13 protein-coding genes, 1 tRNA gene and 1 pseudogene are annotated in these 15,164 nt (G+C 62.0%); 14 read left to right on the top strand and 1 reads right to left on the bottom strand.

The features are described from left to right. Positions 1 to 219 precede the first annotated feature (219 nt). The 10 genes from BQ7471_RS03070 (at position 220) to BQ7471_RS03025 (ending at position 12,181) form a co-directional block, all read left to right on the top strand. Positions 220 to 984, top strand: a complete 765-nt coding sequence (locus BQ7471_RS03070; protein WP_076464109.1) for a sugar transferase — start codon at positions 220 to 222, stop codon at positions 982 to 984. Between the two features lie 11 nt (positions 985 to 995). Beyond that, positions 996 to 1,757, top strand: a complete 762-nt coding sequence (locus BQ7471_RS03065; RefSeq protein ID WP_076464107.1) for a DUF4422 domain-containing protein — start codon at positions 996 to 998, stop codon at positions 1,755 to 1,757. A gap of 56 nt (positions 1,758 to 1,813) precedes the next feature. Continuing rightward, entirely contained in the window at positions 1,814 to 2,821 is a 1,008-nt protein-coding gene (locus BQ7471_RS03060; protein ID WP_076464106.1) for a glycosyltransferase family 2 protein, read from the top strand. 70 nt (positions 2,822 to 2,891) lie between these two features. Continuing rightward, positions 2,892 to 3,980, top strand: coding sequence for a glycosyltransferase (locus tag BQ7471_RS03055; protein WP_076464104.1), 1,089 nt, complete (start codon positions 2,892 to 2,894; stop codon positions 3,978 to 3,980). Continuing rightward, positions 3,977 to 5,101 carry a hypothetical protein gene (locus tag BQ7471_RS03050; RefSeq protein ID WP_076464103.1) on the top strand — a complete coding sequence of 375 codons (1,125 nt, stop codon included), beginning with the start codon at positions 3,977 to 3,979 and terminating at the stop codon, positions 5,099 to 5,101. The genes BQ7471_RS03055 and BQ7471_RS03050 overlap by 4 nt, the downstream gene beginning before the upstream one ends. 38 nt (positions 5,102 to 5,139) lie before the next feature. Further along, positions 5,140 to 6,423, top strand: coding sequence for a hypothetical protein (locus BQ7471_RS03045; protein WP_129583329.1), 1,284 nt, complete (start codon positions 5,140 to 5,142; stop codon positions 6,421 to 6,423). Beyond that, positions 6,420 to 7,814 carry a lipopolysaccharide biosynthesis protein gene (locus tag BQ7471_RS03040; protein ID WP_076464100.1) on the top strand — a complete coding sequence of 465 codons (1,395 nt, stop codon included), beginning with the start codon at positions 6,420 to 6,422 and terminating at the stop codon, positions 7,812 to 7,814. Before BQ7471_RS03045 ends, BQ7471_RS03040 begins: the two co-directional genes overlap by 4 nt. Before the next feature lie 67 nt (positions 7,815 to 7,881). Beyond that, entirely contained in the window at positions 7,882 to 9,513 is a 1,632-nt protein-coding gene (locus BQ7471_RS03035; protein WP_076464098.1) for a cytidylyltransferase domain-containing protein, read from the top strand. Then, a complete protein-coding gene (locus tag BQ7471_RS03030; protein ID WP_076464097.1) occupies positions 9,513 to 10,592 on the top strand; it encodes an N-acetylneuraminate synthase family protein in 1,080 nt (359 codons plus the stop codon). Before BQ7471_RS03035 ends, BQ7471_RS03030 begins: the two co-directional genes overlap by 1 nt. A 110-nt stretch (positions 10,593 to 10,702) precedes the next feature. Next, entirely contained in the window at positions 10,703 to 12,181 is a 1,479-nt protein-coding gene (locus tag BQ7471_RS03025; RefSeq protein ID WP_129583328.1) for a tyrosine-protein kinase domain-containing protein, read from the top strand. A gap of 24 nt (positions 12,182 to 12,205) precedes the next feature. Here BQ7471_RS03025 and BQ7471_RS03020 read toward each other — a convergent pair. Beyond that, positions 12,206 to 12,279 (bottom strand) — tRNA-Leu (locus BQ7471_RS03020). A gap of 81 nt (positions 12,280 to 12,360) precedes the next feature. Here BQ7471_RS03020 and nhaA point away from each other — a divergent pair. From nhaA to BQ7471_RS03005, 4 genes and pseudogenes are all read left to right on the top strand, one after another. Next, positions 12,361 to 13,623 carry a Na+/H+ antiporter NhaA gene (nhaA, locus tag BQ7471_RS03015; RefSeq protein ID WP_083663213.1) on the top strand — a complete coding sequence of 421 codons (1,263 nt, stop codon included), beginning with the start codon at positions 12,361 to 12,363 and terminating at the stop codon, positions 13,621 to 13,623. A gap of 32 nt (positions 13,624 to 13,655) precedes the next feature. Continuing rightward, a pseudogene (locus BQ7471_RS11880) lies at positions 13,656 to 13,934 on the top strand (transposase); the annotation flags it as partial. Positions 13,935 to 14,140: 206 nt separating this feature from the next. Then, positions 14,141 to 14,470 carry a hypothetical protein gene (locus BQ7471_RS11035; RefSeq protein ID WP_129583327.1) on the top strand — a complete coding sequence of 110 codons (330 nt, stop codon included), beginning with the start codon at positions 14,141 to 14,143 and terminating at the stop codon, positions 14,468 to 14,470. An 8-nt stretch (positions 14,471 to 14,478) separates the two neighbouring features. Next, the gene (locus BQ7471_RS03005) at positions 14,479 to 15,144 is read left to right on the top strand and encodes a hypothetical protein (protein WP_205408240.1); all 666 of its coding nucleotides are present in this window, start codon (positions 14,479 to 14,481) and stop codon (positions 15,142 to 15,144) included. The last annotated feature ends 20 nt before the right edge of the window (positions 15,145 to 15,164 follow it).

Here is a 15,164-nt window from a genome sequence, read left to right as displayed (position 1 = left end):
TTACTGAGTAATTATTGTCAATCGTCATATGTGGTCGGGGTCATCCCGCGGATGCCTTGAATCTCCACTGAGGCCCCAACTAGGGTTGCTTGCGGCCGATGGGTTCAATAGTTGAAGGGAATGTGAACGATTGGCAGACTGTGAAATTCGCTGGTCCGCCCCGGTTCCCGATACGCTGAACACCCATCACGTCACCAACCGAGAGAGAAGGGCAGGCCGATGAACGATACCCTCAACACATCGGAGCAAGCAGAGCTCAGCGCGTGGATTCGACTTGAGATGGAACTACGCGATAACGCGGTGTTCCCCTTCTACGAATATGAGCCCGGGGCACCGGAGTTCATCGAGAAGTCGATCGGATCGGACCGCCGTTCCCTTGCGTTCCGCTTCGCCAAGCGGACGATCGACATCCTCATCTCCGGAGCCATCATACTCTTCGGATTTATCCCCGGGCTCATCCTCGCCCTCCTCATCCGCCTCGATACAGGCGGCTCTGCGATCTACACGCAGCTGCGCGTCGGGCGTTACGGCGAGCCCTTCAAGATCCACAAGTTCCGCACCATGGTCGTGGACGCCGAGAACGTCGAGAAGTACTTCACCCCGGAGCAGCTCAAAGCCTGGCAGCGTGAGAAGAAGGTCGACGACGATCCGAGGATCACTCGACTGGGGCGCATCCTCAGGGCCACATCCCTCGACGAATTCGCCAATTTCCTCGACGTCTTCACTGGGAAAATGTCGCTGGTGGGCCCCCGCGCCATGTCGTACGGTGAACTGTTCTGGTTCGGGGAGCAGCAGGCGGAGCTGCTCGCCGTCCGTCCCGGCATTACCGGACTGTGGCAGGCAGGCCCCCGCAACTCGGTCGACTTCAAGAGCGGCGGTCGTCAGGCGCTCGAATTGAAGTATGTGCGCGAATCCAGCGCCGCATTGGACGCCCGCATCTTCTTCCAGACCTTCTCCGCACTCGTCTCGAAGACGGGGAAGTAAGAGCCAACCGAATGACCACCAGTCCGACGCTACTCGTTGCCACCCATAAGCCCTATTGGATGCCCGCAGATCCCGCCTACCTCCCGCTGCACGTCGGCGCCGAGGGCGAGGACGTCATCGATGGTTTCCAGCGCGACGACGAGGGGGAGAACATCTCCCGACTCAATCCCCACTTCTGTGAGCTGACCGGAGTGTACTGGGCGTGGAAGAATCTGCAGGCGGACTTCATCGGCTTGGTCCACTACCGCCGCTACTTCGCGGTGCGTGTTCACGGCCACAAGAAGGGGCGGATCGCCACGGGCGACGACCTGCGGGCGGCCCTGGCGAAAGCGCCGATCGTCCTGCCCACGGAGCGCAACTACTACATCGAGACCAACCGCTCCCAATACGTGCACGCCCATCACGAGATCGATCTCGACATGACCCGTCGGATCATCGAGGAGAAGTACCCGGACTACCTCGAGGCATATGACGCGTCCATGGCGCGCACCCACGGGCACCGCTTCAACATGTTCGTCATGCGCCGCGACTACTTCGATCAGTACTGCCAGTGGCTCTTCGACATCCTCTTCGAATTGGAGCGGCGTCTCGACATCTCCGAGTACTCCGCCTACGACCAGCGGGTATTCGGCTTCATTTCTGAGCGCCTCCTCGACCCGTGGATCGAAACGAATGGCATCGCCTACACGCAGATGCCCGTGGTCAACCTCGAGAACCAGCACTGGGGGAGGAAGATCCTCACCTTCCTGAAACGAAAGATCGGCGTCACGTGACCGCTCGGGTCACGATGAGCACCGATAGTCGAACCGAATAGGACACCTACTCCATCATGGGACTCCCTCGCCTTGAACCGCGCGTCTCACTCGTCGCGATCTTCTACAACTGCGCTCCCTTCGTTGAAGCGGGCGTCGCATCCTTCCTGAACCAGACCCGTCCCTTCGACGAGATCATCCTCGTCGATGACGGCTCCACCGACGATACCGGCTCCCTCCTCGCCGAGTTCTCCCGGATCGACCGGGTCACAGTGCATTCGAAGGAGAACGGGGGACCCGCCTCCGCGCGCAATGCCGGGGTGCAATTGGCGACGGGCGACTACATCATCTTCTCCGACGGGGATGACATCCTCGCGCCCCACCTGGCGCACACCCTCATTTCGACGCTGGTGCGCACCGGAGCCGAAGCGGCATTCGGCGGGCAGAAGATCCTCACCGAAGCGGCATCGACTCAGCCCATCGTATGGGAGGGGGACGGTGCGATCACCATGCTGACCACCGAAGAGGCGACGACCCGGCTCATGTATGACGAGATCAGCGAGGGCCCCTTCGCGAAACTCCTGCGGCGCTCCTTCCTCCTCGAACATCCCTGCCCCGAGGGGCGCTACTACGAGGACGTCGCCATCGCAGGGGAATGGCTGACGAACCTCGAGTCCGTTGCGGCTGTGGATCGGGAGGTCTACGGGTACATCCTCCACTCGGGATCGATCTCCCACCGCAAACAGTCGTCGATTGCGCAGGCCCGGGACTTCCAATGGGCGATCCGGCAGATGCTCCAACCCGTCAAAGACACTTTCGGCTCGATCGACGGCACCGCCTACCGCCTCCTCCTTGAAAACGCCCGTCTCATCCAACTCCTCGAAAAGGTGTCCGGTGATGATCAGGAGGTCAAGGACATCAGGAAGGCGATACTCCTCGAGTCGAGACGCGTTCTGAACACCGTCCTCGCAGATCGGCGGGTTTCGGCGATCCAGAAGATCCGTTTCGCGATCATGTGCCGTTCCCCCAAGCTCTACATCCGGCTCATGCGCGCCTACGAGAAGAACAAGAAGGGGCTGGCTTGAAGTGGTCGGCACTACTGAAGGGCGACCCGGCTGCAGCGGATCCGCACAGTCGCCCACGAGCGTTCCGCGCGTGCTCGTCATTGGATTCTCCAACGCCCGCGCAGGGGTGGAGTCGGTGATCGCGAACTATGCGCGCGCAGTCGCGGACAGAATCAACTTCGACTTCCTCGTGCACGAGGAGCTGACGAACTACTCCGACCTCGTCGAGGGCGCGAGCGCGAATAACCGGGTCTTCATCATCCCAAAGAAGACCCGCGACCCTCTGCGTTACGAGAGGGGACTGCGGGCTCTCTTCGCCGACCACGCTCACGAATACGACGCCATCTGGGACAACGTCTGCCACCTGGCGAACCTCGATGCGCTCGCCCTCGCGAAGAAGCATAAGATCCCCCAGCGGATCCTCCACGCCCATATGGATACGATCGCGGGCAAGCCCTGGCACAAACTCTTCAGCCGATTCAACCGGCCGCAGGTGCACACGCTCCCAACACAACTGTGGGCGTGCTCCGCCCAATCCGGTAACGGCTTCTTCAACGGTCTCGACACAACCGTTCTCAACAACGCCATCGCCTATCGCGACTACGCCTACGACGAGGAGGCGCGCCTCGCGCAACGCGCAGCCTGGGGGATCGAGGAGGATGAGATCCTCCTGGGAGCCGTCGGGCGCCTCGATGTGCAGAAGAACCACCAATGGCTCCTCGAGACCTTCACCGAGCTCGCGGCCGCAGATGAGCGCTACAGGCTCGTGATCGTCGGAGCGGGGGAGTTGCACGACCACCTCCAGCGGATGATCACCCGCCTCGGCTGCCAGGACAGTGCCCTCCTCGTCGGCCGATCGACGGACATGCCCGCGTGCTACTCCGCCTTCGACCTCTTCGTCATGCCGAGCCTCTTCGAAGGCCTTCCCGTCTCCATCATCGAGGCGCAGAGCGCCGGACTGCGCTGCCTGCTCTCCTCGCGGATCTCCACAGATTCCGACATCTCCGGGAACTGTGAGTTCTTCGACCTAGAGGATAGGGGCGCGTGGCTCGACGCCATCACCCATGCTCAGACGCACGATCGACGCCATCCGCACCTGTCGAAGGACTACGATCTCGATGTGCAGGCGCAGCGCTTCATCGACCTCATCGCCGCGCGCTCACAGGGGGTGACGCCATGACGACGGGTCCCGCTCTCTTCTTCGTCGACACGCCCCTGCAGCTGCTCAATGCGATCCTGCTCAGACGCCAGATGCTCGCCCCTGACGCACATGCGGACTGCCTCGTCGTCGCACAATTCGACTGCGACCGGCTTATTGAGCGCCTGCGCCGCTCCGGCGTCTTCAACGAGGTCGTCGTCGTCGATCCCATGCCGCTCGACGGAGCCCACTATCGCAGATTCAAACTCCTCGCCTCCCACCTGGGCGATCGCGGAACCATCGCACGAGCGCTCCGGGGCGATATCGCCTACTCGGACTTCTACTTATCGTGTCCGACCATCATGTCCACGCAGACCCTCAATGTGCTGCGCAGACGCAACCTGCATGTGCGCACCCGCTTCTACGAGGACGGTAACGGCTCGTACAACGGCAACGTGTTCCGCAGCGCCTGCTACCTCGACGACCCGCCCGAGGGAACGCCCCCCAATATCCGCGCGGTCGACGCCGAGAGGGCGTTGTTCCGCCTGCTCAACAGGGGCAGGAGCGCGTATCGGCCCACGTCCTTCCACCTGTTCCAACCACGCCTGCTCACCATCTCTCCCCGATTCGACGTGCAGCGCATAGAAGCGGACGACGAGTCCATTGATATCGCATCACAGGTCTTCGACGCGCCCGCAGCGACAGGGGACCGTCAGCCCCGCCTCGTCGTCTTCGACGCCGTGAGGACCGCGAGCGAGAAGGACGCCGGGGCGGAGACCGTCGACGCCGTCTTCGCGGGGCTCGAACCCGTCGGCGGCAGATGCGCGGTCTACGAGCACCCTCGCTCCACGCAGCACTCCGACGTGCTTCGCGCGCTCGGCACTCGCGGGTCCGGGCTCTGGGAGGTCAACTGCGCGAGAGGATACGAAGACGCACTCCTAGTCGCCGTCGCCTCCTCCGCGCTCATCACGCCGAAACTCATCTACAGCTACGAGCCGCACATCCTCTTCCTCTTCCCCCTCATCGATGACCTCGACGAGGGGAGGAGGGCCACCTTGGAAAGCGCCGTCGATATGGCTCGAACCCTGTACGACGACCCGTCCAGGGTGCATGTCGCCACCAGTGCGGACGAGACGCGGGAGTTCGTGTCCCGATGGCTGTGAATCGCATGCCGCCGACTCGCTTATTACCCGCGGCCACAATGAGCCAGGTCGCGTGGTTCCTCACGTCGGTGTACCTGTGCCTCGGTTTCTTGACGCCGATCGGCTTCGGGTCCTCATCGATCCTCGCCTTCTCGTCGATCCTCATCGTCGCCGCACTCGCCTTCATCGTCGGCGGACGAGCCATCGACTTGACCCTGGGGCAGATCGGGATGATCCTCCTCGTCCCGGTCATGGCGGTCCTCATCCGCCTGTACAGCCCCTACGGCGCGACGAACGCCACCAAGCTGGCACTGGTGCTGTGCGCCGTCGCTGTCCTCCTCACCGTGTGCGACCCCGACGACTCCTCAGTCGGCGCAGCAGTGTTCTACGCGGTGTCCTCCGTCGTTCTCGCAGCGACATTCCTCGTCTATGTCGCGAACCCGGACTTCTTCGCGGATTTCTCCGGCGTCCAGCGAACAGCGGACGATCTGTCTCCACTGCTGTACGGCGCGGCGGATAAGAACCGGACGGCGCTCTTCGTCTTCCTCTACTTCTGCTTCTCCCTCAAGAAGAAGAAGCTTCTCGGAATCGGGTTATCCCTCCTCTACCCGGCGGTCTATGCGGGCCGCCAATACCTCATGATGATGGCGGTCGTGGTCGTCCTCCTCGTCCTCGCGAAGATACTCGGCGTCCCCGCAGACAAGCGTTCCATTAGAATCAGCCCGATCTGGTTCTTCTCCTTCTTCGCCGTGGTAATGGTTCTCATGGTGGCGTTCAGCCGCTACTGGATCCGCGAGGTCATTCCGACGGGGCTCGTGGAATACAAGACCGGCCTCAACGACCATTCCAATGCGCTGCGGACGGTGTCGATCGACTTCATCGCGACACATGTGGCGGACAACCCGCATTTCCTGTTCTACGGCTACGATGCGCGAATCTTCGAAGTCCTCGGCATCAATATCGGCGACACGCGGGCGGGTTCGACCTTCTACGTCGATGGCATCTACCGGCTCGTACAGCCCCACCAGGAAGTCCTCAACATGCTCGTGAAGGAGGGAGCCGCGTTCACAATCGTCTACTTCATAGCGCTCGCCGTCCTCCTGTCCCGATTCGCCCGGTCATTTGAAGACCTCGCAATGGTCGGCGGATACATGCTCGGCAGCGTCTTCCTCCACGAAATGTTCATCACCCAGAGCCTCCTCATGCTCGCATTCGTCCTCGCCCAGCCCTCCGAAGCCTCCTTCCCGCCCATATGGAGCGGCCAGAGAAACGAGAAGGGCAGCACCGGTCGGAGCGCCCGCAGGGGAGTCCCGGCGGCGTACTCGCTCATGGGGGCGGCGTGACCAAGTACTCCGAGAACAAGACGGTCTTCTACAACATCGTGTCGACGATCGTCATCACGGGGATCAACTTCTTCACGATCCCCCTCTTCACCCGTCTGCTCGACACATCCGGCTACGGCATCGTCAATGTCTACGCCTCGTGGGTCCAAATCACGAGCATCCTCGTGGGATTCAAGGCAGACGGGTCGATCGGCAGCGCGAAGGCGAATCTCGACGAGGACGAGCAGGACGCCTACCACGTGTCCATCCTGGTCCTCGCACTCGTCTCCTTCCTGGCGATCTCCCTGGCGTCCGTCATCTTCATGGGACAGGTGAGCCGCTGGCTCTCCATGAGTGCGACCCTTGTCATCTGCATGCTCTTGCAGTCCATCGGGTCCTTCATCATCTCCCTGTTCTCCATGCGCTTCATCTTCTTCAAAGAACCGCTCAAGAACCTCATCCTCTCCATCGGGGTGAGCGTCGCGACCACACTCGCCTCGATCATCCTGATCCTGGGGCCCTTCAGCGACCACGACCCCCATATGGGCAGGATCCTCGGCCTGTGCCTGCCCAACCTCCTCATCGGCTCGATCCTCGCGGGGAGCCTCATGAGGAGGACACTGACGAAGGTGCGCCTGCGCTACTGGCGCTTCTGCCTCGCCCTGACGATCCCGCTCATCTTCCACGGACTGTCCCAGCTCGTCTTGTCCCAAGCCGGCAAGATCGGAATCCAGCACGCCGAGGGCGATGCGGCGGCGGGCGTCTACTCGATCGCCATCGTCATCGTCTCCGTCCTCAACTCCGTGTACAACGCCCTCAACAATGCCTTCGTCCCCTTCATGTACGACGACCTCGCGGGCAAGACGACTCCCGTGGTGAAGGCGCGCCGCTTCTCCCGCTACTTCTGGCTCTTCACCCTCATCACCTGTGCATTCGTGATGATGGCCCCGGAAGTGCTCACTCTCATGGCCCCCGAGAAGTACTGGTCGGCCCTCTCCCTGCTGCCCGTCCTCGTCATCTCCCAGTACTTCATCTTCTTGTACTCCTTCCCCGTGAACTACGAATTCTTCCGCATGAAAACCAGATCGATCGCGGCGGGGACTCTCGGGGCGGCTGCCCTCACCATCGCCCTCAACGCCCTTCTCATTCCCCGCCTCGGGCAAATGGGCGCCGCCGTCGCATCAACGGTTGCGTATATGGGCCTCTTCGTCTTCCACTTCCTCGTGGCCCGCTATCGCCTCGAGGATCGGAACTACCCGGCGAGAATCTACCTGACGGGATTGATCGTCGTGGTGGTGGCCTGCCTGTCGTACTACCCGCTCGCGGCCGCAGCACTGGTGAGGTGGGCGGTCGGGATCCTCATCGTCGTATTCGTCGCCGGTCGCGTCATCGCCCGACGCTCGATCTTCTGAGTATGCGGCCGCAACAGGAGACATTATGAATCAATCACCATTGACATCTGCGCGACAGGAGAATGACATGACGACAATCGCGGTAATCCCGGCGCGCGAAGGCTCGAAGGGGATCCCCAGGAAGAACATGCGGCTTATGAAGGGCCTCCCACTCATCTCCTATGCGATTGAGAACGCCCTGGCGGTCGATGGCATCGACATGGTCGTCGTATCAACGGACTCCGCTGAGATCCTGTCCTTCGTCGGCCAGTACGAGCGGGTCATCGGCCTCGAACGCGACCCGTCCCTCGCTGGGGACGCCGTCACCTTGGACCCGGTGATCTACGACGCCGTACGTCGCACCGAGGAGAGCAGCGGGACGAGCGTCGACACCGTCATCACGCTTCAAGCGACATCGCCGTTGCTCACCCCAGCGACGCTGAGCGCCGCCCTTGCGAGCTTCCACGCCGACGGCTACGACTCCCTCATCTCCGTCGTCAACGCCCCGCACTTGAGCTGGCATTCGGACGGTGGGCGGATCGTCCCCTCCTACACCGAGCGCCTCAACCGACAACAGCTCCCCGCGAACTACCTCGAGACCGGGGCGTTCCTCATCACCCGTCGCTCCTGCGTCACTGAGAAGTCGCGCCTGGGCGATAATGTCTCCGTCTTCGAGGTCCCCCACGATGAGGCTATCGACATCGACTCCTCGACGGACTGGGTGGCCTGCGAGGCCCTCCTGTCGAAGAAGAGGATCGCGTTCCGCGTCGACGGGTACGGGGAGTTGGGAATGGGGCACGTGTATCGGGCGCTGACTCTCGCCTACGCCATGACGGAGCACGAGGTCGTGTTCCTCTCGAACGCCTCGAGGCGCGAGGGGATCGCCAAACTCAAGGACTCGAATATGAAGGTCGTCGAAATCGCAGACGACGACGAACTCTTCCGATGGCTGGACGGCAACCGCCCCGACGTGTACGTGCACGACTGCCTCGACACGAGCCTCGACTTCATCCGAACGGTGAAGCCCCTGTGTGGGCGCGTCGTCACCTTCGAGGACCTCGGCGACGGTGCGCGGGAGGCCGACGCGGTGATCAACGCGCTCTACGAGGGCGCCTCCCCCTATCCGAATGTTTACACGGGGAAGGCCTATGAGACCCTGCGGGACGAATTCATGACGGTCCGGGGCGACAGGGGGTTCTCGCCCCGCGTCGAGAGGATCCTCGTAATGTTCGGGGGCACTGATCCGCTCAACTTGTCGAAGCGCATCTACGACCTCGCCGTCCGCTTCAACGAGGGCCCGTCCCCGGTGCATTTCGACTTCATCCTCGGCCCCGGCTACGCCCACGACGACCTCGTCCCCATTCCCGACCTCGATATCGATGTTCTGCGCGATGTCGTGCGGGTGAGCGACTATATGAGCGTCGCCGACGCGGCCTTCTCCTCACAGGGCAGGACGACATTCGAACTCGCCTCCATGGGCGTGCCGACCATCGTCCTCGCACAGAACGAACGCGAACAGCTCCATGAGTTCGCACAGATGAACAATGGTTTCATCAATCTCGGCCTCGGGTCGAGAGTCAGCGACGATGACATCGAAGCCACCCTGGCGTGGCTGATCGGCGCCGAGTCCATCCGACGGGAGATGAGGAGCCTCATGCTTTCCATCGACCTGACATCGGGCATTCAACGGGTCAAACGAATCGTATTGGGAGAGAACTGATGACGAACCTCATCGAACGCATCGAATCGGGGGCCTTCACCCTCATCGCGGAAATCGGCGTCAACTACTACGACATCGCCGCATCGCAGGGCATCTCCACTATGGAGGCCGCGAAGCTCATGTGCGCCGAGGCGGCCGCCGTAGGCATCCACGCCGTGAAGTTCCAGTCCTATAAGGCCGAGACTCTGGCGGCGAAGGACTCGCCCTCGTATTGGGACACCTCAGAGGAGCCGACGACGAGCCAGCGTGAACTCTTCAAGAAATTCGACTCATTCGGCGAGGCCGAGTACACGGAACTCGCACAGTACTGCGACAGCCTCGGTATCGAATTCTCCTCCACCGCCTTCGACTTCGAGTCCGCCGACTACCTCGAACCGTTGATGAGCGTCTACAAGATCTCCTCCTCGGACCTGACGAATACCCCCTTCATCCGCTATCAAGCGGCCAAGGGCAAACCGATCATCATGTCCGTCGGCGCGGGAGATCTCGGCGAGATGCGGGAAGCCGTCCGCGCCGTCCGCGAGGTGAACACCCAGCCGCTTGTGCTGTGCCACTGCGTCCTCGAGTACCCGACTCCCTATAAGGATGCGAACCTGCGCAGGATCACGTCGCTGGGAGAGGAATTCCCCGATGTCATCCTCGGATACTCCGATCACTGCAAGCCCGACGCTTCGGCGGATGTCATCAAGACGGCGTACATCCTCGGCGCCCGCGTCGTGGAAAAACACTTCACCCTGGACAAGACACTCACGGGAAATGACCACTATCACGCGATGGATCCCGATGATGCGCGCACGATCCTCGACGGCGTCGCATTCGTCGATACCCTCTTGGGTTCGGGAGGCCTGCGCTTTACCGAGTCGGAGTCCGCAGCGCGGATGAATGCGAGACGCTCGATCGTCTCCGCCGTGGACATCGCGGCGGGGGAGGAGCTCAGTGAGCAGATGCTGACCTACAAACGCCCGGGCGTGGGCATCTCCCCGAAGGACATCAATCTGGTGATCGGTCAGCGCGCCGCATGTGCTATCCCCGCCGATACCGTCATCACACGGGACATGCTCGAGGGCGCCCGTCGGTGAGGACCGACCCGTCGACAGTGTGAATCATCACGTACCGGTTCTATGTCAACAAATCGCCATATGGTGAATACTTTCCGGTGGAGGAGAGTCTCGAATCGAATGGGAGCACTGTGACTATTCAGGATCTGATACAGCTGACGAGACGGCGCATAGGCCTGATCCTCCTGTGCACCGTACTCGGACTCGGCGTCGCCATCGGTGTCCTTCAGTTCACGCCGAAGTCGTACACCGCGTCATCGAGTGCGTATGTGTCGGTCCGGGTGGCGGAGGACAACTCGGCGAACACGGGCAGCTTCTACACGGCGTCCCAGCTCGCCAATCAGAAGGCCCAGGCGTTCTCTTCCGTCATCACCTCAACGGCGGTCGCAGATAGCGTCGTCACCAGGCTGCACCTGTCCGCCTCCGCCTCTGAGGTCGCATCGAAGGTGAAAGCCACTCCCGTTCAGAACTCGTCCACCATCAATGTGACGGCGACCTTCGACACGGAGACCACGGCGAAGGCGATCGCCGACGCCGTCATCGACGTCGCAGCCGAACAGCTCAACGAGCTCGAGGGGGGCGAATCGCCGGTCCAGCTGCGTCTTCTGTCGTCTGCCGAACTCTCCGCCGTGATCGTCACCCCCTCTCGCATGCGTACCCTCGCGCTGGGAACGACGGGCGGCCTGTTCATTGGCTATCTCATCACCATCCTCTTGGCGCTCCTCGACCGTAGGATCCGCACACCTGAGGACGTCGAAGCCCACTCGCCCGTCCCCTTGGTCGCAGTGCTCCCGCAGTCGGACATGATCGGGCGCGAGCTGCTCGACGCTGGGGATGGTGACTTCCGTGCCGAAGAGGCGCTGAGGAAACTGCGAACGAACCTTATGTACGCGAATGTCGACCATGAGTTGAAGATCTGCGTCGTCTCCTCTCCTAATTCGAACGAGGGGAAGACCTCCGTGGCGATCCAACTCGCCAAGGTCCTCGCCGCCTCCGGGGAGAATGTCGTCCTCGTCGATGCGGATCTGCGCAGGCCCACGGTCGACTCCTGTTTGCACATCAAGTCGCCGATCGGCCTGTCCCAGGTCCTCGCGGGGACCATTCCCGTTGAACAGGCGGTCGTGACGACCGAGGAGCCTGGACTGTTCGTGCTTCCTGCGGGTCATGTGCCGCCGAACCCGTCGGAGTTGCTCAGCTCGAAGCGCATGGAAGCCCTCACGCAGGCGCTGTCGCGCGAGTCCATCGTCATCTTCGATGCGCCGCCCCTCCTGCCGGTCACCGATGCAGCGATCCTGTCGAGGATCGCCGATGGGATGCTGCTCGTCGTCAGTTCCGGTAAGACGAAGACCGATGAGATGGCGCTCGCCCTCGATGCCGTTGCGCAGGCCGGGGGGAAGACACTGGGCATCGTCCTCAACCGCGTACCAACGGCGAAGACCCCATTCGGTGCCTACGGGTACGGCAGTGATGCCTACATCCAACAGATGCCGGAAGAACAAGAAACCGACGATGACGAGGGTCATTCGGCGGCGACCGCCGCGCCGGACGCCAACTTGGAAATCACCATTGAGAATCTTCCGCGCGCCACCACACGACCGCCGCGCTCATGACGCGCGAGCGCGTCGTGCACACCGTACCCCCAGTCGGACTCGAACCGACACCACACCGATTTTAAGTCGGTTGCCTCTGCCAATTGGGCTATGGGGGCGGGGCCGGGAACCGGCCACCGGATGACATCGTATCCATATTGTTCTCCCTGTGGGGATACTCCTGACGGAAGGACGCTCCTATGAGCCCCGCGCCCGACCACGGGACACAGAAGAAGAGACACCACCGCCCCGATCGCGGACGGGCGCGACGACTGGTTGACGACATGCGAGAGTTCCTCGACGACGACATGAAGTCCGGGCTCCTTGTCATTTCAATCGCACTAGTCGCGATCCTCGTGTCGAACTCGCCGCTACAACAGGCCTACGAGTACCTCTCCCATCTCGAATTCGGTCCCTCTGTGCTCGGACTGCACCTGAGCGTTCACGAGTGGGCGGCAGACGGCCTGCTCACCATCTTCTTCTTCGTCGTCGGACTGGAACTGAAAACCGAGTTCGTCACCGGCGCATTGCGGGATATGAAAGAGGCGGCACTGCCGATGATCGCAGCCGCTTTCGGCATGATCGGCCCTGCGCTCGTCTACACGCTCATCCAGATCGTCGTCGGGTCTGACGCATGGATCGGGTGGGCGGTCCCCACCGCAACGGATATCGCATTCGCCGTTGCCATCTTGTCGATCTTCGGCCACGGCCTACCGCCCGCAGCCCGAACATTCCTGCTGACGCTGGCTGTGGTTGACGACCTCCTCGCGATCATCGTTATCGCCGTGTTCTTCTCCTCGGGGCTGAACGTCATCGCCCTCGCCGCCTCCCTCGTCGCGATCGGGCTCTTTGCGCTGCTCGTGAACCACGGAATCCGCTCGCCCCGGCTGCTCATCCCGATCGGCCTCGTCGCGTGGGCGTTCATGGCGAACTCCGGGGTGCATGCGACGATCGCAGGCGTGGCACTCGGCCTCGTCGTCCCCGCGACGCGCACCCGCGAGGGGCAGATGACCCATGACTTCGTCCGCGTCCTCAGCCCCTGGTCGGCGGGACTCGCACTGCCGCTGTTCGCCTTCTTCGCCGCGGGCGTGCCCGTCCTGGGTGCCGAGGGCGGGGTCGTCGGCGCTTTGAAGGATCCGGTGACGATCGGGGTCGCGATCGGGCTCCCACTGGGCAAGTTCCTCGGCATCTGGGGGTCCGTGGCGGCGCTCACACGCTGGACGAAGCTACGCCTGGGGCACGGCGTCGACCTGCCGGATGTCGCGGCAATGGCTCTGCTGGCCGGCATTGGCTTCACCGTTGCGATGCTCATCGGCGGGCTTGCCTTCACCGACGAGGCCGGGGTCTTCCACGCCCGTTTCGGCGTCATCATCGGTACTTTCGCCTCGGCGGTCCTTGGCGCCCTCGCGCTGCGGATGCGCCTGCGCGTGCGAGTACGCGGAGCGGCCGCCCGGAAGAAGTAACAGCCCCCGCTATTCATGCGCTTTACCGGCTCACCACCTTCCCCAAAGACGTGTGGCACTAGATCTGGTCCAACAACCCCAACGAGCGCCTCAACAAGAAGATCCACCGCCGTACTGACTCAGTGGGAATCTTCCCCAACCCAGACGCCATCACCCGCCTCGTCGCAGCCGTCCTAGCCGAACAAACCGACGAATAGACCAAAGGACGCCGCTACCTCAGCCTCGACGTCCTGACCCCCTGCCGCCTCCACCTCGTCCCCACCAACAACACCGAAACCATCCCCGAGCCCCTCCCAACACTCACCACCTAACCCCACAAACAACCCAAAAGACCCTTACACCACTCAAAAGGACTTGACCGATCGGGGCATTGTACGTGCGGACGGGCGAGCAACGCGACCGACTGCGCTGGCTGAATAGTTGATATTCCTCGATAGACAAGCGAACGCAGACCGCCTACCTTCGAATTATCGGCCGACATCCCTGCTTCCTGTCATAGCGACTCAAAGGAGTGGTCATGAAGAAGATTGCAGCGCTGCTCGCCACTGTCGCCCTTGGTGCTGCTGGTTTTACAGCCGCGCCGGCATTGAATTCGAATCTGCAAGCCGCTGCGCTCGCTACTCCTGGATGCGGGGTGGGCGCGAGTGGTGGTCAGTTCTGGTCGATGTGTTACGCCATGAGCCCTGTCCGCTGGCATTGGGCAACTGCTCGAGTTTATTTCTATTCCGACTATTCTTCGGTGAAAAGTTCGCCGCGCAGAGGCCTACTTCAATGGAGTAACAGTTACGATTACTCCTCACAGGGTTATGTGTCAGACGGTCCATGGTTGCATGTGATTTATCGATGAATATGCGCGTGAGAGGCCGTGTCCTCTCGACTCTGTTCTGCTCTCTCCTTGTTGTTGCGGGCTGCTCGCAACCCTCAACCCCCACGACGGCCGAACTCTACGCCGAGGACTTCCATGCGCTGAAAACGCAATTCGAGGGGCGCGAGCCGATGTCGACGATGCTGGAAGACGACCGATTAACCGAGGCCGAGATTCTGGAACTGCAGAAGGTATTCGCCGCCTGTCTCACCGATGCGGGGTACTCCGACGTCACCTTCGACGACATGTGGGGATCCTTCGGCGTGCGCGATGACGGCAAAGAGCGGACGCAGTATGACGCTGATTTCAAGCGCTGTGGCAACGACACCGGATTTCATGACATCGTCGCCCTCTATCGAGCCACGGCACAGAACCCGAACAAGGTCGATGAGCTGGAACTGACCGTCGACTGCATGGTGAGGAATGGGGCAGTGGACCCGACCTACTCCGTCGAGCAGTACAAGCGCGAATTCGAGGAGTGGCTGTCGGTGAAGGGGCAGACACCGGGCGAGCTGCCCGGCTCCACCTTCTCCTATGCCATCGACCCCGACGAAGGGGTCGAGATCCTCAAAGAATGCGGCATCGACCCCCGATACGCGCGTGCGGATCAGGGGGAACGAGTAAACAAGCCGCCCAGCGGTAGGGACGGGCTATGACGCCGAGCCGAAGGAGACGG

Origin of the sequence: Actinomyces mediterranea (assembly GCF_900155595.1) — a bacterium.
Lineage (GTDB): Bacteria > Actinomycetota > Actinomycetes > Actinomycetales > Actinomycetaceae > Pauljensenia > Pauljensenia mediterranea.
This window is presented reverse-complemented; position numbering and strand designations above follow the sequence as displayed.